Source organism: Cohnella thailandensis, assembly GCF_014212135.1.
GTDB classification, from domain to species: Bacteria; Bacillota; Bacilli; order Paenibacillales; family Paenibacillaceae; genus Cohnella; species Cohnella thailandensis.
Genome location: NZ_JACJVQ010000002.1, coordinates 316,692 through 335,832 on the forward strand (window position 1 = coordinate 316,692; position 19,141 = coordinate 335,832).

Annotated in this window: 14 protein-coding genes; 6 read left to right on the forward strand and 8 right to left on the reverse strand. The window is 60.2% G+C overall.

Annotated features, from left to right (window positions below):
* Positions 1-15: 15 nt before the first annotated feature.
* On the reverse strand, positions 16-702 hold the full coding sequence (locus H7B67_RS02005; RefSeq protein ID WP_185118120.1) for a bactofilin family protein: 687 nt from the start codon (positions 700-702) through the stop codon (positions 16-18).
* A gap of 15 nt (positions 703-717) precedes the next feature.
* On the reverse strand, positions 718-1,344 hold the full coding sequence (locus tag H7B67_RS02010; protein WP_185118121.1) for a YhbD family protein: 627 nt from the start codon (positions 1,342-1,344) through the stop codon (positions 718-720).
* Positions 1,345-1,568: 224 nt separating this feature from the next.
* Between H7B67_RS02010 and H7B67_RS02015 the strand changes: the two genes are divergently transcribed.
* From H7B67_RS02015 to nspC, 5 genes are all read left to right on the forward strand, one after another.
* A complete protein-coding gene (locus tag H7B67_RS02015; protein WP_185118122.1) occupies positions 1,569-2,612 on the forward strand; it encodes an ABC transporter ATP-binding protein in 1,044 nt (347 codons plus the stop codon).
* A gap of 6 nt (positions 2,613-2,618) precedes the next feature.
* On the forward strand, positions 2,619-3,410 hold the full coding sequence (locus H7B67_RS02020) for an ABC transporter permease (RefSeq protein WP_185118123.1): 792 nt from the start codon (positions 2,619-2,621) through the stop codon (positions 3,408-3,410).
* Between the two features lie 2 nt (positions 3,411-3,412).
* Complete coding sequence (locus H7B67_RS02025) at positions 3,413-4,237, forward strand: ABC transporter permease (RefSeq protein WP_185118124.1); 825 nt, start codon at positions 3,413-3,415, stop codon at positions 4,235-4,237.
* Positions 4,238-4,778: 541 nt separating this feature from the next.
* A complete protein-coding gene (locus H7B67_RS02030) occupies positions 4,779-6,020 on the forward strand; it encodes a saccharopine dehydrogenase family protein (protein ID WP_185118125.1) in 1,242 nt (413 codons plus the stop codon).
* A 4-nt stretch (positions 6,021-6,024) separates the two neighbouring features.
* On the forward strand, positions 6,025-7,152 hold the full coding sequence (gene nspC, locus H7B67_RS02035; RefSeq protein WP_185118126.1) for a carboxynorspermidine decarboxylase: 1,128 nt from the start codon (positions 6,025-6,027) through the stop codon (positions 7,150-7,152).
* A 253-nt stretch (positions 7,153-7,405) separates the two neighbouring features.
* Here the strand turns inward: nspC and H7B67_RS31410 are convergent, their stop codons facing one another.
* The 6 genes from H7B67_RS31410 to H7B67_RS02075 form a co-directional block, all read right to left on the reverse strand.
* Positions 7,406-10,018: a fibronectin type III domain-containing protein gene (locus tag H7B67_RS31410; RefSeq protein WP_425353904.1), complete on the reverse strand. Its 2,613-nt coding sequence runs from the start codon at positions 10,016-10,018 to the stop codon at positions 7,406-7,408.
* 125 nt (positions 10,019-10,143) lie between these two features.
* Entirely contained in the window at positions 10,144-12,654 is a 2,511-nt protein-coding gene (locus H7B67_RS30725) for an S-layer homology domain-containing protein (protein WP_343069195.1), read from the reverse strand.
* A gap of 67 nt (positions 12,655-12,721) precedes the next feature.
* A complete protein-coding gene (locus tag H7B67_RS30730; RefSeq protein ID WP_185118127.1) occupies positions 12,722-14,146 on the reverse strand; it encodes a CIA30 family protein in 1,425 nt (474 codons plus the stop codon).
* Between the two features lie 53 nt (positions 14,147-14,199).
* Positions 14,200-15,036, reverse strand: a complete 837-nt coding sequence (locus H7B67_RS02065; protein ID WP_185118128.1) for a carbohydrate ABC transporter permease — start codon at positions 15,034-15,036, stop codon at positions 14,200-14,202.
* A 13-nt stretch (positions 15,037-15,049) separates the two neighbouring features.
* On the reverse strand, positions 15,050-15,919 hold the full coding sequence (locus tag H7B67_RS02070) for a carbohydrate ABC transporter permease (RefSeq protein WP_185118129.1): 870 nt from the start codon (positions 15,917-15,919) through the stop codon (positions 15,050-15,052).
* Between the two features lie 76 nt (positions 15,920-15,995).
* The gene (locus tag H7B67_RS02075) at positions 15,996-17,330 is read right to left on the reverse strand and encodes an ABC transporter substrate-binding protein (protein ID WP_245363761.1); all 1,335 of its coding nucleotides are present in this window, start codon (positions 17,328-17,330) and stop codon (positions 15,996-15,998) included.
* A gap of 271 nt (positions 17,331-17,601) precedes the next feature.
* On the opposite strand from H7B67_RS02075, the gene H7B67_RS02080 reads away from it, so the two are divergent.
* The gene (locus H7B67_RS02080; RefSeq protein WP_185118130.1) at positions 17,602-19,140 is read left to right on the forward strand and encodes a glycoside hydrolase family 31 protein; all 1,539 of its coding nucleotides are present in this window, start codon (positions 17,602-17,604) and stop codon (positions 19,138-19,140) included.
* Position 19,141 lies beyond the last annotated feature (1 nt).

Genomic DNA, 19,141 nt, shown 5'->3' on the forward strand with positions numbered 1-19,141 from the left:
CTCCTCTCGCTTTCCTTAAACTTTAACCGGATTCTCGACTCTGGCATCCGGGTGCACGTTCAGCTCTCCCGTATACTCGACCCGGCCGATCTTGCAGCCCTTGCCGACATGGACGACGGAGCCTCTCACCACCGAAGCCGTCGTATGCTCGAGATCGATTCGGTCTCCTTCGATCGTGTCCGCCTCCGTGATCGCCGTCAGCTTCGGGATCGCCCAGCTCCACATCGTCCTCCATCTGCTGCCGCCCGTTCCCCTGCGGATCCGGATGCTCTCCCCGCCGATCTCCCTGGCCGTGCAGCGGCCTTCGGCCGTCAGGTTCACTTCGCCGGCGTTCAGCAACCCTCCGACCTCGACGCAGCCTCTGCCGTGGAAGCTCTCCGCCGACAGGTCGCCTTGCACGACGATATAGCCGTTCAGCTCGACCTTCTCCCCGCGGAACTCTCCCTTGACTTTAATCATTCCGTTCAAGACCGCGTTGCCTGCCTCCAGCAGGCGGACCGCATTCAGCTTCCCGTCGCATTCCAGCTCCCGGGCCCGAATCGTTCCCTGCGCGGTAGCCATCCCGTTAAGCCTCAGCTTCTCGCATTCGATGTCCCCCTTCAGCCGGCTGACGCCGTCGATGCGCACCTCGCGATAGGTTCCGCCCGAAGCCTGCCCGACCCCGTTGATCTTCAAATCCGGATAGGTCGCCTTTCGTTCCATGTCCGTTCCCCTCCATTAAGCCAGCTTTAGCTTAAGCTGCTCGATATAATCCGTCAGCGCCGCCTTGGCGACGACCTTCGTTCCGCTCTCGAAGTACATCTCCGCCGGGGAAGCCGCGAGAGCGAACACCGGAACCCCCATCTTGCGGATGAAGACGAGCTCGCACGCCCTGCCCTCGAACTTCTCCCCGTGCTCCTTCAGCGTCTGAAGCAGCAGCTCGCCTTCGTCCAGGCTCATCGCTCCCGAGAGCAGAAGCTGATCGACCGTATAGAACGCCAGGATCTGCTCGAACGAATACACCGTGTTGTCCGGATCCTTCTCGCCGAATCGATTCATCACAACTCTCGAAACAATGTTACGTTTCATTAACTCGTCTTTGCGCATCGGATGGTCGAACACGAACGGGGACAATTTATCCGCCAGCTCGTCGAGGGACAGATCGTCTTTCATGTTGACGATTTTATCGATGCGGGGCAGAATGAGCTCCTTCGGAAAAAAGGTCTCTTGCCCGGTAAACGTAGACTTGCGAATGAACCACTCTTCGGGAATCAGCTGCTTGCGCTTCCAGCGATACAGCTGACCGTAGGAGATTCCCGTCATCTCCAGCAGCTCTTTCTTCGAGATGAGCTCCTTCTCCGACATCGTCATCACGCTCCTTGATGAGAACAATGTAACATAACACTGTTACGTTGTAAACCGCGAAACGAACCCTTTTCTGCAAATTCCACGGCCGCTAACCGCTACCATCGATTTTCCACTGAATTGTGATCGATTTTCTTCGGTAGTTCGTTTGGTAATAATCCCCTATAATATTTTCTTAATATCATTGTTTTCCAACAAATTACATCCTAAGGGGTCGTTGACGCATGAGTTTGATTGAAGCAAAAGGGCTCCGCAAAGTCTTCCGGCAGGCGGTCAAGGAGCCGGGGCTGAGGGGAGCGGTCAAGCACCTGTTCACGCAGAGATACGTAGACAAGCATGCGGTGGACGGCATCGACTTGACGATTCGCGAGGGAGAGACGGTCGCCTACGTCGGACCGAACGGCGCGGGCAAATCGACGACGATCAAGATGCTCAGCGGAGTGCTCGTGCCGACCTCCGGCGAGCTGCGGGTAGACGGCTTCGTGCCGCACAAGCAGCGAATGGAGAACGCCGTGCGGATCGGCGCCGTGTTCGGCCAGCGCACGCAGCTCTGGTGGGACATCCCGGTTCGCGAATCGCTGAACCTGCTGAAGGATATTTATCAGGTTCCGGAGGACGCCTTCCGGCGGAACCTCGACGCCTTCGTCGAGTTGCTCGGCATGGAGGAGTTCATTCACTTGTCCGCGCGCAAGCTGTCGCTCGGCCAACGGATGCGGGCCGATCTCGCGGCGGCGCTGCTCCACGATCCGAAGATCGTCTACCTGGACGAGCCGACGATCGGCCTCGACGTCTCCGTCAAGCAGAAGATCCGCTCGTTCATCAAGCAGATGAACCGGGACAAGGGGACGACCTTGCTTCTGACGACGCACGACCTGGGAGACATCGAGGATCTGTGCGAGCGTCTCGTCATCATCGACCATGGCCGAATCATCTACGACGGCAGCCTTCAGGCGGTCAAGGACGCCTTCGCGCGGGAACGCACGATTCATCTGCAGCTCGGCTCCGAGCTCGCGGAGCCTTCGCTGCTCTTCTCCGATCTGCCGGAGGTAGGAATGGATAGAACCGGGCCCTACCGATTGGCCATCCGCTTCGACCGCTTCCGGATCACCGCCAGCGAGATCGTCAAGCGGATCATCTCGCAGGCCGACGTCGCGGATTTTCATATCGACGAGCCGAACATCGAGAGCATCATCCGGCGGGTATACGAGGGCAGCCTCGACCTGGAGCTCGCGGCGGAGTCGCCCGTCGCCGCATCTCGGGAGGCGTAGGGAGCCATGAAGAAATACGTCTCGCTCGCCGTCTGTTCCATGCAGAACACCCTCTCTTACCGATTGTCGTTCGTGCTTAATTTTCTCGGCAGCTTCATCGCGCTTCTCGCTACCTACTTCTTATGGAGAGCTATCTACGACGGCCAGAGCGAGCTCGCCGGGTTCGATTGGAACCAGATGAAATCCTACCTGCTCGTCACCTTCTTCGCGAATTCGATGCTGAGCTATTACTCGGAATCCGGCATCACGAACAAGGTGATGGACGGCACCGTCGCGATGGACCTGCTGAAGCCGCTTAACTTCCAGAAGGCCCGGCTGGCCGAATCGCTCGGCTCCTGCGTGCTGGAGGGACTGCTCAGCGCCGTGCTGATCAGCGTCCTGGCGATCGCGGCGTTCGGGATCCCGATGCCGGTGGACGGCGTTAGCGGAATCCTGTTCGCGATCAGCATGCTCTCTTCCATTCTCGTCAAGTTCGGAATCGTCTATTGCACGGCGCTGATCTGCTTCTATACGACCAGCGGCTTCGGCGTCATCTGGGCGCGAATGGCCGTCACCAACCTGCTGTCGGGCGCTCTCGTCCCGTTCGCCTTCTTCCCGGATTGGCTCAGGAACGTCGCTATGGCCCTCCCCTTCCAAGGCATCGTGAACACGCCGACGACGATCTTCCTCGGCATGAGCGACACGCGGGAGGCCATCCTTCTCATCGCGGTGCAATGGTTCTGGATCGCGGCGCTCTGGCTGCTCGGCCGGTCGATGTGGGGCTGGGCGGTCCGTCAGATCACGATACACGGGGGTTAACCATGACAAGGACTACGCTATCGGTTCGCAACACGCCTCGGCGCATTCTGTTTCTCTATCGGAGATTGTTCGGCCAGCAGCTCAAGGCGATTCTCGAATATTCGTCGGATTTCTACGTCATGATAGGAGCGGCCGCCTTCACGCAGATCGTCGGCTTCCTGTTCCTGTGGGTCGTCTTCTCGCGAATTCCGGTCATCCAGGGCTGGGGCTTCTGGGAGGTGGCCTTTATGTACGCCATGATTTACTTCTCGGAAGGGGTCGGCTCGCTGTTCTTCGAAGGGACGTGGCGCATGCTGCGGCTCGTGAACATGGGGGAGCTGGACCGCTACCTCGTGCGGCCGATGCCGATCGTGCTGCAGATCTTCTGCACCGGCATCGGGATGAACGGAATAGGCAACATCGCGATCGGCGGCGCCATCATCGGCATGTCGCTGTATCATGTGGACATCGATTGGAGCATAACTTCCGTTCTATCTGCGCTCGTCGTGCTCGCGTCCGCGCTTGCGGTCCGGATAGGGATCAACCTGGCCGCGAACTGCTCCGCTTTCTGGATTCGCACGAGCGGCAACGCTTTTCCCATCATGGTCCATAACATGGGCGAATTCGCGAAATATCCGATCACGATCTATTCGCTCGGGCTGCAATTGTTCCTGGCGCTCGGCGTCCCGTTCGCGTTCGTCAGCTTCGTTCCGGCGGCGGTGCTGTTCGGCAAGGAGGACTGGGCGGCATACGGCTGGCTAAGCCCGCTGGCGGCGGCATACGTCTTCGGAATCGCGCTGCTGCTGCTGCGGATCGGGCTCCGTCGTTACGAAAGCAGCGGGAACTGAGGGGCCGGCTAAAAATATTTCGAGCTGTTAAATTCTTTTTGTTGATAAATTTAGAGTTTGTGATATTATGAGTATTGCGTTATTTGGAAAGCAGTTATTCAAAATATACGGGAGTCTTTCCAAGCAGATAATTTTTTGACCACATCCGCAAGGAAGTTAAGGCCATACGGACAGCCGGGTCAAATGCCGATTGGCAACGTCGAGTTGCCTTATTGATTGAGTTAAAAGCTCAAATTTTATAAGTTTGGTTGCTATTCGACCGATGCATAGCATCGCACATCAACTTGTGAAACGATCAATAAGAGTATTAAAGGCGATTATTTGCTATATAGACTCTGATACGTCACCGATATATTTTGAATATTAAGCGGCTTCCTTAGCGAGCTATGCCCCGTTTTGCGGCGGCATTTAATATTCCTGATTATCTAAACAAGTGTGATTACGCGATGATGCGTTTTTTACGCTTGTTTTTTTGTGCGAATAAAGCGAATGGCGAGCATCCGAACCCAACAACAATCCATGAGCAAGGGAGAGCGAGAAAATGGGAAAAGCGCTTATTATCGGTGCCGGTGGAGTGGCTTCCGTAGCCGTCCACAAATGTGTTCAAAACAGTGAGGTCTTCGAGGAAATCTGTATCGCGAGCCGTACCAAATCCAAGTGCGACGATCTGAAGGCGAAGCTCGACGGGGGCAAAACGAAGATTTCGACCGCTCAGGTCGATGCCGACAACGTGGACGAGCTTATTGCCCTGATCAATGAGTTCAAGCCGGATATCGTCATGAACCTGGCTCTCCCGTACCAGGATCTGACGATCATGGACGCTTGCCTCGCGACGAAGACCCATTACATGGACACCGCCAACTATGAGCCGGAAGATACCGCCAAGTTCGAATACAAGTGGCAGTGGGAATACCGCGAGCGCTTCGAGAAAGCCGGCATCACCGCCCTTCTCGGCAGCGGCTTCGACCCGGGCGTTACGGGCGTGTTCTCGGCTTATGCCCTCAAGCACTACTTCGACGAGATCGAATACATCGACATTCTGGACTGCAACGGCGGCGATCACGGCTATCCGTTCGCGACGAACTTCAACCCGGAGATCAACATCCGCGAAGTATCCGCCAACGGCCGATACTGGGAGAACGGCGAATGGATCGAAACGAAGCCGATGGAGATCAAGCGCGTTTACGACTTCGCCGAAGTCGGCCAGAAGGATATGTACCTGCTGTACCACGAGGAGCTGGAATCCCTTGCCCAGAACATTCCGGGGCTCAAGCGCATCCGCTTCTTCATGACCTTCGGCCAAAGCTACCTGACTCACCTCAAGGCATTGGAGAACGTAGGAATGACTTCCATCGAGCCGATCGAGTTCGAAGGCAAGCAGATCATTCCGCTTCAATTCCTGAAGGCCGTCCTGCCGGATCCGGCTTCGCTCGGACCTCGCACCGTCGGCAAGACGAACATCGGATGCATTTTCCAAGGCAAGAAAGACGGCAAGCCGGTTTCGTACTACGTGTACAATGTCTGCGACCACCAGGAGTGCTACAAGGAAGTCGGCTCCCAAGCGATCTCCTACACGACCGGCGTTCCTGCCATGATCGGCGCGGCTATGGTTCTGACGGGCAAATGGAACAAGCCGGGCGTCTACAACGTCGAAGAATTCGATCCGGATCCGTTCATGGAAGAGTTGAACAAATGGGGACTTCCATGGGTAGAAAATTTCAATCCTGTACTGGTTGACGACGGAGAAGAAGCTCCTAAGCAACAACCGGCTCTGGTTCGCTAAGCAGATGCGCTTCGACCAGCTGCCTACGCCTTGCTACGTCGTCGATGAGGCTCTCATCGAGAAGAATCTGAAGATCCTAAGCGGCGTCATGCAGCGAACGGGAGCCAAGATTGTTTTGGCGCAGAAAGCATTCTCCATGACAACCCTATACCCCCTTATTGGAGAATACTTGAGCGGAACGACCGCAAGCGGATTATATGAAGCCAGGCTAGGCCACGAAGAGATGGGCAAGGAGACTCACGTCTTTGCCCCGGCCTATCGGGAAGACGAGATCGACGAGATTCTCTCCATCTGCGATCATGTTATTTTTAATTCCTTCTCCCAACTGGAGAGGTATAAAGATCGGGCACTCCAAGCCGGCAGAAAAGTAGGCCTGCGCATCAATCCGGAATGCTCGACGCAAGTGGGGCATGAGATTTACGATCCTTGTTCTCCCGGCTCCCGCTTCGGGGTCAAGCAAGGGGATTTCCGTCCGGAATTGCTGGATGGCGTAACCGGCCTGCACTTCCATACCCTCTGCCAGCAGAACTCCGACGACCTGGAGACCACGCTGAATGCCGTGGAGGCGAGGTTCGGGGAGTGGCTGCCTCAGATGGAATGGATTAATTTCGGCGGCGGCCATCATATCACGAGAGACGATTACGATATCCCGAGGCTCGAAGCCTGCATCAAGAGAATGCAGGACAAATACGGCCTTGAGGTGTACTTAGAGCCTGGAGAAGCCGTTGCGCTCAACGCGGGCTACTTGATCGCCTCCGTGCTGGATCTTCATAAGAACGGCATCGACATCGCGATTCTGGACACCTCGGCGACTTGCCATATGCCGGACGTGCTGGAAATGCCGTATCGGCCTCCGGTTATGGAGAGCGGCGAGCCGGGTGAGAAGGCGCATACTTATCGCCTGGCAGGCCAAACGTGCCTGACGGGCGACGTGATCGGGGATTATTCGTTCGATCGGCCGCTTCGGTGCGGCGACCGTCTCGTGTTCGGCGACATGGCGATCTACTCCATGGTGAAGACCAACACCTTCAACGGCATGGCTCTTCCCGCCATTGCGATTCAAGGCAAAGACGGAGATTGCCGAGTCGTACGCGAGTTTGGCTATGAGGATTTCAAGATTCGGTTGGCATAGGAAAAAGCCGGCACCTGCATTTTTCGGCAGGTGTCGGCTTTTTTTTTGCATGCAATTTCGTCTCTACGTTCGCCATTCAGTCGTACGGGATATGTAGATTTTCTAGGCTAATCCGCAGATAGTCTCATTCGAGACGATCTCCGCAATGTTATGTGGACATGCATTGTCCGACGAATACTGTATTAACGGCCCGAAGCCACCGGCTAAGCCGGTGGCTATTGATTAAATACTGGATTATTTAATAGAAACTCCTCTACTCGAACCGGATTTCGTCGATCGTAAAGTTGCCCGTGAACGAGCTATGCTTGAACTTTCTGGCCGTCGCCTTGTCGAAGCCCGCGAAGTCGATTAGCGGGATGCGGATCGTCTGATAGGCGGCCGTCGCGGCGACGGTCTTCGTCCCCTTCGCTCCCCCGGCATCCCACATCGTGACGCTGAACGACGCGCCGTTCGTGCTGCTCTTTACAACGTATACAAGGTGAGTGTAGGCGGACAGGTCGACGTTCGTCTCGGAGGCGCTGAACGTGGCGTCCCACCAACTGACGCCGCTGAGCGTCACGCTTGATCCGTCGCTCGAGGAGCTGCCGTCTCCCCAGTAGCTGCCTCCCATATCGTTCGTGTGCAGCGTGTTGTACTGGGAAGGGTTGTCGTAGTTGTCGAAGACGAGAGGCGTCACTCCGCCGCTCCCGCTCGTCGTCACGGACAGCGGCGCGCTGGCCGCCGACACGTTGCCGGCCGCGTCGCGGGCTTTGACGGTGAACGAGTACGCCGTGCCGGCGGACAGTCCGCTCACCGTCGCGGTCGTGCCGGTCGAGCTCGCGGCCAGCGTCGAGCCGCGGTAGACGTCGTACCCGACGACGCCGACGTTGTCCGCGGACGCCGTCCACGAAAGCGTGACGCTCGCGCTCGTAACGGAGCTCGCCGCTAAGCTCGCAGGCGCCGTAGGAGCCTGCGTATCCCCCGCGCCTACGGGACTTGCGCTCACGACGATGCGGTCGATGTCCGGCGCATAGCCGGTCGGCTGGGACAACAGAAGCGTGTTGGCTCCCGCCTGCAGATGCACCGTCGTATTCAGCGAAGCGACCGTCGTCCAGCCGCCTGAGCTCGGGAAGCTGACCGAAGCGCCCGCCCCGGCGTTCGCGCTGAGCACGGCCGAGCGGGTAGCTTCTCCGTTCAGGTAATGGATCGTCACCGTATAATCGCCTGCGGAAGGCGCCGCGATCCCGTTGAACCGCAACGTGCCGCTCCCGTTGCCGATATAGCCGACCTTGCTCCCTCCGGAGCAGGTCGCGCAGCTCGCGACGGCCGCCGAGCCCGCGAGCGTGTTGGCCGCCGCTTCCGCCTCATAAGAGGTCGTGCCGGTCGGCTCCGTGCCCGGCCCCGGCGTTAAAGGCGGATCGGGGAGCGTCGTCGACGTCGTCGCTGTCGCGGACACATGGAATCCGGACAGCGTCAGCCAGCCGTCGCGGTTCGCATCCTGCCGAGTGTTCGCGAAACGAAGCGTTTTGCCCCCCGAGAGCGGGTTAACGACTCGCATGACCAACTTATAGTCGCCGGCGGGTAGATTGTGGTTCGCGCTGTATGAGAAATCGTAATCCGTACCGCCGGGCTGCACGCTTTTCAAATTCCAGCTTGCCGTTCCGAGCGACTTGACCCAAGTGTCGGAAGAGCTCAGTACGCCGAACTCGACCGGCCAATTGTAGTAGAACGGGGCCACGCCCTTGTTCTGCAGCTTGACGTTGACCTGCAGCGAGGAAGCCGGCGAGTCGGCCAGCTGCACGGCGGAGTTGTAAAGGGTATAACCCAGCATCTTGTGCGCCCGCAGCGCGTTCGCCGAAGCGGTGTCGTCCGGGAGCGAAGACTTGTACACCCGGTCGTACATGAGCCAGGAAGCATGCGTCGTCTCGACGGAGGTTTGGAAGTCTTGGCCGTTCTGGTTCGGCCAATGCTGCCAGAAGCTCGTATCCTGCTGAAGCGGAGGATAGAACTCGCCCCCGATGGGATGCGTCTGCCAGACGTTCTGCAGGCCGTTCTGCGTGACGAGATTCCAGAAGTCCCAATCCGTATCGAACAGCGTCGCGTACGAGAAGGAATCGTCATGGTAGCCGAAGGCGTTCTTCAACGTCGACGTGCTGGCGGAATAGGGGTAACGGGCAAGCACATGCGTCGTGTCGAACGCGTCCTTGAACGCCGTCAACAGCGCGTCTCTATTCGTCTGGTTCATCTGCCAATCGTTCGGAGCGGCGTCGTACGGCCATGTATGCCACTCTCCCCAGAAGCCGTACAGGCCCGCCGTCACGAAGCCGATCCGCGGATCTCCGTCGTACCTTGCGCCGAGCGCGGCGACGAACTGGCGCAGCGCCAGGTTCAGATTAGCGTCGTTCCAGTCGGGAGCCAGGCTGTGCGTCGAGCCGTCGTGGTTGCCGTTCTGATCGTAGTCCCGGGTCGTCAGGCCTCCGTCGATCAGAAACTGGGGAATGCCGGTCGCGCGACCGGGGTAATCGACATAAACGCGGAAGACCGCCTGGTTGCCCCGGCTCGCGATATCGTTCAGATAAGCGTCCAGCGGAGCCCAATTATACGTGTTCCAGCCGGTCATCAGGTCGCGAAGCGAGATATAGAACCATTCCAGACTGTGAGGAAAATCGTTGTTGGGGTCGACCGAGTCCGAGGGCAGCTTGGAGAAAGGCATAAACCCCTTTAGCGGGTTCAGCTCCAGCCCCGGTTTGTTCGGGTCGTACGTCTGGGTCTGCCATTCGCCGGAGGCGGAGGCGGGCGGGACCTTGAAGTTGATGAGCAGCATCGTTCCGATCAGGACTAAGACGGTCAGGACCAATCCGGGTTTTGCGAGTCTTGCGTTCGACATTACCTCGTTCACTCCTCTTCGCGTGGGATAAAATGACGGATGCGTTCGGCGAGCCTGCTCGCCGCTCTTGCTCCTCACCCCCTCTCCGGCGCGGACTCGCGACCCGCGCCGGATTCTCCCTCGACTTAACCGATGAAGCCGGCCTGCCGGAGGAACGCCGTCAGCGACACGGCCGCTTGCTCCCGGGTCAGCTCCTCGCCCGGAGACAGCCGGTTCGCGGTCTTCGGCTTAAGCAGGCCGGACACCAGAGCGGCGGACAGCGCCTCGCGCGCCCACGAATGCACGTCGTCCCCGTCCGAATTAGCAGACAAGCCCGCCTGCGTTGCGCCAATACTCATGCCGGCGATCCGGGCCGCGCCGGCCAGCAAGACGGCCGCTTCCTCACGCGTAACGACATCCGCGGGCCTGAACTTGCCGTCGCCGGCGCCGCGTACTAGACCTACGCGCGCAGCGGCTTCGACGGCCGAAGCGTACCAGGCGCCCTCCCGCACGTCCGCGAACGCTCCCGCAGGCTCGGCAGCCGGAAGTCCCAGCGAGCGAACGAGCAGCGCGACGAACTCGGCGCGGGACACGGGCGCTTCCGGCGCATACAGCCTCTCCGTTCGGCCCTGAACGATCTGCTTCGCGGCGAGCGACTCGATGTCCGCCTTAGCCGAGCTTCCGTTCACATCGTCGAATGACTTCGAGCCGGACGCGACGGCATATAGGCTGTTGCCCATGCGCTTCAGCACGGCCTTGACCACTTCCCCTTCGACCTCGAACACGGTCGGGACGAATACCAGCGCGCCTGTCGCCGGATCAAGCGCCACGCCCGTCGCGCGTGCAGCATCGACGGCGGACGGCAGGCGAATCGTACGGGTGACGTAAGCACCTCCGAAGTCCGTCACCTCCGCCTCGCGGCCGTCCGCTCGCGCCAGCACCTTGAAGTCGACGACGATGCCGACAAGCTTCAACCCTTGCCGGGCGGCTGCCGCTTCAAGCTGTGCATTGGACAGCTCGACACGAACCTCAATGACCAGAGAGAGGTCGCCCGTCCGCGTATCCAGTTTCTTCGCCAACGCTGCCAGATCAATGGCGCCGAGCGGCAGCTCGTAAGACGCCTCCGTCGTCCTCACGTCGAGAACGCCGTCCGGCATCCACTCCTTCGCATAGGCGAGCGTCTCGGCGGACAAAACGACCGCATCGGCGTCCGCGCCCGCGGCGACCTGCAGGATGACGCGATGCTCCGCATCGGCCGCGCCAACCCCGGCATCGACGGCTGCCTTGAACGCGGCCAACGGGACCGTGCCGTCTTCGGCGACGCTTACTCGTCCGTCAGCGCCGGGAACGACGCCCGTCGATCCGCCGGACGACGTATCCGGTCCGGTGACGACGCCGGGCGAGGGCTCCTTGCCGTTCGTCACCTTGACGGACCCGAGCAACAGCCAACCGTCAGCGCCCTGTTCCTCGTTCGCGAAGCGGAAGCGAACGGCATTATCGTGCGCGGCGGACAGCGGATTGACGACCCGCAGCAGCACCTCGTAGTCGCCGTTCGTCAGCGTCGGCGCGTCCTCGGCCTCGAGCAGCTTGTTGTTAACGATGCCCGCGTCCGGATCGTTCGGAAGCACTCCGGAGATCTTCCAGTCCGGGCTCAAGACGGTCTGAATGCCCGCGCCGTCGCGCACGGCCAGCTCTACCTTCCAATCGTAATAGAACGGAGCAACCCCGCGATTCTCGATCTCGACGCCAACCTTCACCTTGCCGGACGAGCCGTCCAGATAAGCGGCCGGCACGTAATATTCGTAACCGAGGCTGCGCGAGCCTTCCCGCGCCCGCTCGAGCGGCTGTCCGCTCATCGGCGTCTTGAAGACGGCATGGTCGATCAGCCACGAGGCGTGCGTGTACTTGAGCGACTTATAGTAATCTTCTCCGTCGCTCGTCCCGGGCGGATCCCGATCCCACATCGCGATCTGGATCTCCGGCCGCATCTCGCCGCCCATCGGCCTCGTCTGCCAGAACGCCGTATCGTTCGCGTTGATCACGCGCCCCCAGAAGTGCCAGCTCTCCCCGCCTTCGCTGACGGGCAGAGTCTCGTAAGCGAAGGAGTCGTCGTGGTAGCCGATGTCGAACGCCTTGGTCTGCAGCTCGCCGCTCGAGATCGGATTGCGGACGACCAGCTTCGTCTCGTCGAACGCTTCGTCCATGTCCTCCAGCACCCGCTTCTGGTTCGCTTCCGACGGCATCCAGTTGTCCGCTCCTTCGGCGTGAGGATAGGTATGCCACTCTCCCCAGAACCCGATCAAACCTACCATGATGAAGCCGATCCGCGGATCGCCGTCATAGCGCTCGCCGAACGCGGCGATGAAATCGTCCAGCGCCTTCACGAGACGCGGATCGTCGTAATCGGGCGAAACGCTCGTCGCCTTCGCTCCGTTGTCGTAGTCCGCGTAGGAATGCGTCGCCAGACCCGCGTCAAGCAAGTATTGCGGAATGCCGGTCGGCCGGTTCGGATAATCCAGATAAAACCGCAAGACGGACTGATGTCCTCTCGACGCGATGACGTCGAGATTGTCCTCCAGTTTCGTCCAGTCGAACCGGTTCTCTCCCGTCATCACGTCGTTCAGCGGGATATAGAAGTATTCCATGCTGTACGGCATCTGGTCCAGCTCGGTGCGCCACGCTCCGTCGTTCGGATCCCCTCCGTCCAAGAACGGCAGGAAGCCCTTAAGCGGATTGTCGATCGGCGCCTGCTCGTACTTCAGCTCGAAAGTCCCGTCCGCCGTCGCCCATGCCGGAGGCGCCCGCGCGCGAATGAATCGCGTAGAGTCCGATATCGTCCACCGTGAATACGCTCGCGCCATAGTCGGCGGGACTGAAACCGAACTGGAAGCCGACCATCCCGCTCGTATCCGTAAGCGGCGCGCTGCAGGAGTCGCATTGCCACGCCGCCTGGGCGAACTCGCCGAACGGGAGGCGGACCGCGCCCGCAAACCCGTCGGGGACCTGCAGCATTCCGCCCGAATAGGCGGTCTCCGTCCAGCCGCCCTGTCCGTCGGACAGCAGCGCGATACCGCTGCTCCGCAAGCTGTGCATGCCGTACGCGCCATCCGACGTCAAGTCGATCGAGAGGCTGAGCGCCTTGGCGTCGCCGGATTCGTGACGGATCCAGAACGTCACGCCGTCGTAGTCCGACCAGTCGCGGCTGCCCTCCGGGATGCTTCGGGACACGTTCGCCCAGCCCGCGCCGGCCTTGACCGTCTCGATTTTCATGCCCGCAGTGCCGCCTCTGCCGCCCTCCGGATCCACCGAACGCCTCACGTAGTCGCTTTGCTGCTCCGCGTCCGGCACATCCTGCCAACGGTTCCAGGTCGAGATCAGCGCCGCGTCGTCCGCGTAGCCGCCGAAGTCGTCCAGCGTCCGTTCGGCGCGGTACAATCCGATGTCGTCTACGGTGAATGCGCTTTCATTATCGTCTGCGGGATTGAACCCGAACTGGATGCCGACCATCTCGCTCGTATCCGCAAGCGGCGCGCTGCAGGAGTCGCACTGCCACGCCGCCTGGGCGAACTCGCCGAATGGGATGCGGACCGCGCCCGTAAACCCGTCGGGGATAGATAGCACGTTGCCCGAATAGGCCGTCTCCGTCCAGCCGCCCTGTCCGTCGGACAGCAGCGCCGTTCCGCCGCTCTTCAGGCTGTACATGCCATAAGCGCCGGCCGACGTCAGATCGACCGCGAGGCCGAGCGGATCGGCGCTGCCGGAATCGTGGCGAATCCAGAAGGTCACGCCGTCATAGCCCGACCAATCGCGGCTGTCCTCCGGAATGCTTCGGGACAAGTTCGCCCAGCCCGCGCCGTCCATGACCGTATCGATCTTCATGCCCGCGCTTCCGCCGCTGCCGCCGCGCGCGTCCAGCGTCCGCGTCACGTAATCGGTCTGCTGCTGAGCGTCCGGCACGTCCTGCCATCGCGCCCACGCTGCCTGCATGGCGGCATCGTCCGCATAGCCGTCGAAGCTGTCGATGACCGCGGAGACGGTCTCTCCCGTCTCCGCGTACGCGCGGTCCGGCTGGCTAACCACCGGAGCCGCGGACAGCGCAAGCGCAGCCGATAGCAGCGCCGCCGTCCACCTCTTTCCTTTTTTCCTCACCATAGATCCCTCCGTCTCCTGATTCGCGATTCGCGTCTACGAGCGCCGTCCGATCAGCCCTTGCTGGCGCTGAAGGCGACGCCCTCGATAAACCGCCGTTGGAAAATAAAGAACAGAACGAGCATCGGAACGACGGCCATGAACGCGCCGGCCATCAATACCGGATAATCGGTGCCGAACATGGACACGAGCGTCGCGAGTCCCGCCGACAGCGTCAGCTTCTCGGGCGAGCTGTTGATGATGAGAGGCCATTGCAGCTCGTTCCACGACCAGAGCAGTTGGATGATGACGACCGCGACGAGCGCCGAGCTCACGAGCGGCAGCATGATATGGCGGAAAATCTGGAACGGATTGCACCCGTCCAGCACGGCCGCCTCCTCCAGCTCCTTGGAGATGCCGAGGAAAAACTGCCGCAGCAAGAAGGTGGCGAACGGGCTCACGAGCGAGGCGATCCAGAGCGCGGTCACCGTATTGACGAGTCCGAGATTGCTCATCATCAGGTATTGCGGAGTGTAGAACACCGGGTTAGGAACCATCATGACCGAGATGATCAGGAAGAAGCACAGTCCGCTCCCCGGAAATCGGATGCGAGCGAACGCGAAGGCGGCCATCGCGCTGAAAATGACGGGGAACACCGTCTTCATGAACGCCGCCATGAGCGTGTTCGCGTAGTAGTGCAGGAAGGAAGACTGCTTGATCGCGTCCGCGTAAGCCCGGAAGCTCGGCTCGGCGGGGAATATTTTAATCGGAATCTGGGTCGCCTCCGTCGTCGTCTTGAAGGACGTGAGGATCATCCAGATGAACGGGAGAACCATGATGACGGCTCCCGCGATGAGAATCAAGTGAATGATAAAGTTGCTTCTTTGCTTTGCAGAGGCAGCGCCGCCCATTTTCGTAACCTCCTCAGTCGTAAACCACCCATTTTTTTTGCATCAGGAACTGGAAGCCCGTCAGGATCAGGTTGATGAGCAGCAGAACGTTGACGATCGCCGCGCCATAGTTCTGATCGTAGTAGATAAACGAATTCTGGTAATAGGCGTATACGAGAGAGCGCACGGAGGGCAGCGCGACGTTCGTCTTGCCGATGATCAGGTAGATGCTGTCGAAAATTTGCGTGGCGCCGATGACCAGCACGATGGAAGTAAAAAACAGCGTCGGAGTGAGCAGCGGCAGCGTGATCGAGCGGAACTTGCGGAAGCCGACGGCGCCGTCGAGCTCGGCCGCCTCGTACAGCGGACGCGGAATCCCTTGGAGTCCGGCGAGAATCAGCAGCATGTTGAAGCCGATCGCCCCCCATACGCCGACCGCGACGAGGGCGTACATGGCGAATCGCTTGTCCGAGATCCACGCGACATGGGTGCCGAGCACGGAATTCAGCAGCCCGTAATCCTGCGCGAAGATAATGACCCACACCATGGCGGCTGCTGCCGCCATCGTGACCTGCGGCAGAAAGTAGATGACCCGGTAGACGGACCGGCCCTTGATCTTCGCGTTCAGAAGGACCGCGAAAAACGTGGAAAGCACGATCGTCGTCGGCACGAACAGCACGACGTACAGCATCGTATTGCGAAGGTTTTGCCAGAACTCCGCGTCCTTGAACAATCTCTCGTAGTTGGCCCAGCCGACCCAATGATTGACGAGACCGAAGTTTTCGGATTTCAGGAAGCCTAGGTAGATCGAGTAAACGGCCGGATAGAACCAGAACACCAACGTCCCGATCAAGGTCGGGGCGATCATCATATAGGCCCATGCGTATCTGCTTTTCGAATTCATTGCTTTCACCTCATAATTGCCGAAGGCGACCCGGCTAACGGGATCGCCTTCAACGATTTGGCTTCGAGGGCGGCGCTTACTTCGCGTCCGCGATCGCCTGATTCATCATCTCCGCCACTTTCTTGGCGCCTTCCTCGACCGAGATCGCGCCGCCCCATGCCTGGGACATGATCTCGCTCTCCTTCGCGAACCAGACCGGATACGACTTCGAGCCGCTCGGGTACGGCGTCGCGTCCGCCGCTTGGTCGATGAACACCTGCAGGTTCAGCTCCGGCTTGGACTTCACCCAAGCGTCCTGCGTGCCGTTGAACGCCGGAATCGCCGCGCCCATCTGAGCGGTGATATCGGCCGCCTCCTTCGATCCGAGGAACTTCAGGAACTGCCACGACTCTTCCTTGTGCTTGCCCTTGGCGGACATCACGTTGCCGAGGCCGTTGATGATGTTGCCGCGCTTAACCTTGCCCTTCGGCAGCGGAGCCCAGTCGTACTTGCCTTGAATGATCTCGCTGCTGGCCAGGTTGCCGTTGTCCCACGAGCCGTCGAAGATCATCGCGAGCTTGCCCGACTTGAACATCTCGACCGCGTCCGTGTCCGTCATCTGCTGGTGAGTCGGAGAAGCCTTGTCGAGAATCATCTGGTAGCGGGCCTGGAGCGCCTCGATCGTAGCCGGCTCATCGTAGCCGGACTTGGTCATGTCGTCGCTGATGATGTGGCCGCCGTTCGCCAGGATATCGTTCCAATAACCGGCTTGGGTATCCAGCTTGGCGCCGAAGCCGTAGATGCCCTTATCCGGCTGGCTGAGCTGCTTCGCGACTTCGGCCAGCTTGGCGTAATCCCACGTGTCGTCCGGATACGGAATGCCCGCCTGATCGAACAGCTCCTTGTTGTAGGCCAGGCCGATCGTGTCGAAGTCCTTCGGAATGCCGTAGTTCTGGCCGTCGAGCGTGTAGATCGAGCCTAGGTTGGCGGCGTAGTTGTTCAGATCGATCTCGCCCGCCTGCACCTTGTCCGTGATCGGCTCGAGGAACTGGCCGCTCGCGTACTTGATGAACTGGCCGCCGTGCATCCAGAAGACGTCGGGCAGCGTGCCTGCCGGCGCGGCCGCGGACATCTTGGTCCAGTAGTCGCCCCAAGGAATGACGTCGACCTTCACCTTGATGTTCGGGTTCTGCTTGGTGAAAGCATCGGCGATCGCCTCCATGGCCGGCTGCTGGTTCTTGTCCCAGATCGTGTAGGAGATCGTCACGCTCTTCTGGCTATCGCCCCCTGCCGCCTTGCTGGCCTCCGGGCTTGAAGCGCCGCCGTTCGCGTCGTTCCCGTCGTTCGAATTGCCGCCGCAGCCGGTCAGAGCCAGCGAAGCGGCGAGCAGCGCTCCGACTGCCGTTGTCGCCGATTTTTTTCTCATGATCATCGTAAAATCCCCCTCGACTATTCTTGTAAATGAAGACGATGACGAAGCGTTCCGCCCGTTGGCCGGGGCGGCTGTAGCACGGAAAAACTGCGCGATTTCTCCGCCGTGGGTCGTCGTGAGCTCTTGACGCTCTCATCATAAATCACGCCGTTCGCGGGTTGAAATGCCCCAAATTTAAGATTGAAACCCCATTCTTAAGATCCTCTTTCCAGGCGCCGGCGTTGTCTTCATAATGAGAACCGGATCAAGATACGAAAAGGAGAATTCAGCCATGACCGACATGTCCATCGCCCGGCTGCCCGGCGAATATTGGTGGGGAGGCGCGATCAACGAAGGCAGCGCCATGCCGTTCGGCCAGAGAGCGCATTCGAGAGATCTGCGCGTGACGGACGACAACCAGGCATCCCCGCTTCTGCTATCCAACCAAGGAAGATATATCTGGAGCGAAGAACCGTTCGCCTTCCGCGCGGACGAGGAAGGGCTGTCCGTCTCGGACCGAGCCGGCGAAGTCGTCCTCGAGGAAGGACACGGCTCGCTGCGGGGCGCGTACCTTCATGCCAGCCGGGAACATTTTCCGCCGTCCGGCCTAATCCCCGACCCGCTCGCCTTCACGGCGCCGCAATACTGCACCTGGGTCGAGATGTTCTACGAGCCTACGCAGGACAAGATCGTCCGCTACGCCGAATCGATTCTCGCGAACGGGCTGCCGCCGGGCATTCTGATCATCGACGACAATTGGATGAAGGACTACGGGATGTGGGACTTCGACAAGCACCGGTTCCCCGATCCCCGGGCGATGATCGAGACGCTGCACGGCATGGGCTTCAAGGTGATGCTGTGGATGTGTCCCTACGCGAGCGCGGACAGCACGGTCTTCAAGGAGCTGCGCGGGGGCGATCTGCTCATGAAAGGCGAGGACGGCTCGCCGGTGCTCCGCCAGTGGTGGAACGGCTACAGCGCCGTCGTGGACTATACGAAGGAAGAAGGCGCGGCGTGGTTCCGGCGGCAGATGGACCGGCTGATGGCGGACTACGGCGTCGACGGCTTCAAGCTCGATGCCGGCGAGCCGATCCTGCCGGGCGCGCCGGACACGACGCGGCCCGTAGCCTGGTCGCGCCCGTTGAAGCTGCTCGAGGACTGCGAGGCCTACGCTTCCCTCGGTCTCGGCTATCCGCTCGTCGAGCTGCGCATGTGCTGGAAGCTCGGCGGGCAAGCGCTCATCCAGCGCCAGCGGGACAAGACGCATACCTGGGACGCAGGGGGGCTCGGCGGCCTGATTCCGAACGCCATCGCGCAAGGACTGCTCGGGTACGCGTTCAACTGCCCGGACATGATCGGCGGCGGCATGGACGGCGACATCAACTCCCCGGACTTCCGCTTCGACAGCGAGCTGTTCGTCCGGTTCGCCCAGTGCGCCGCGCTGTTCCCGGTCATGCAGTTCTCCATGGCCCCGTGGCGCGTACTGAGCGGCGACGAACTGGCCTGGTGCCTGGACGCCGTGAGGCTGCGCGCCGAGCTCGGCCCCGAGCTGCTGGAGCTCGCTCGCCAAGCGGCGACCGATGGCCTGCCGATGCTGCGCAGCCTGGAGTTCGAATATCCCGGCCAAGGCTACTCGCTCGTGCAGGACCAGTTCCTGCTCGGCTCGAACCTGCTCGTCGCGCCGGTCGTCGCCAAGGGGCAGACGGCTAGACTCGTTCATTTCCCCGAGGGAAGATGGCGGGGCGACGACGGAAGCGTCGTCGAAGGGCCTGTCGCGCTTGACGTTCAGGCCCCCCTCTCGCGTCTTCCGTGGTATCGCAAAATCGAATAGA

Coding starts and splice junctions, on each gene's coding strand:
- H7B67_RS31410 (WP_425353904.1), bottom strand. CDS start 10,018: ATGTCGAACGCAAGACTCGCAAAACCCGGATTGGTCCTGACCGTCTTA.
- H7B67_RS02025 (WP_185118124.1), top strand. CDS start 3,413: ATGACAAGGACTACGCTATCGGTTCGCAACACGCCTCGGCGCATTCTG.
- H7B67_RS02020 (WP_185118123.1), top strand. CDS start 2,619: ATGAAGAAATACGTCTCGCTCGCCGTCTGTTCCATGCAGAACACCCTC.
- H7B67_RS02070 (WP_185118129.1), bottom strand. CDS start 15,919: ATGAATTCGAAAAGCAGATACGCATGGGCCTATATGATGATCGCCCCG.
- H7B67_RS02030 (WP_185118125.1), top strand. CDS start 4,779: ATGGGAAAAGCGCTTATTATCGGTGCCGGTGGAGTGGCTTCCGTAGCC.
- nspC (WP_185118126.1), top strand. CDS start 6,025: ATGCGCTTCGACCAGCTGCCTACGCCTTGCTACGTCGTCGATGAGGCT.
- H7B67_RS02075 (WP_245363761.1), bottom strand. CDS start 17,330: ATGATCATGAGAAAAAAATCGGCGACAACGGCAGTCGGAGCGCTGCTC.
- H7B67_RS02005 (WP_185118120.1), bottom strand. CDS start 702: ATGGAACGAAAGGCGACCTATCCGGATTTGAAGATCAACGGGGTCGGG.
- H7B67_RS02080 (WP_185118130.1), top strand. CDS start 17,602: ATGACCGACATGTCCATCGCCCGGCTGCCCGGCGAATATTGGTGGGGA.
- H7B67_RS30725 (WP_343069195.1), bottom strand. CDS start 12,654: ATGCCGTACAGCATGGAATACTTCTATATCCCGCTGAACGACGTGATG.
- H7B67_RS02065 (WP_185118128.1), bottom strand. CDS start 15,036: ATGGGCGGCGCTGCCTCTGCAAAGCAAAGAAGCAACTTTATCATTCAC.
- H7B67_RS02010 (WP_185118121.1), bottom strand. CDS start 1,344: ATGTCGGAGAAGGAGCTCATCTCGAAGAAAGAGCTGCTGGAGATGACG.
- H7B67_RS02015 (WP_185118122.1), top strand. CDS start 1,569: ATGAGTTTGATTGAAGCAAAAGGGCTCCGCAAAGTCTTCCGGCAGGCG.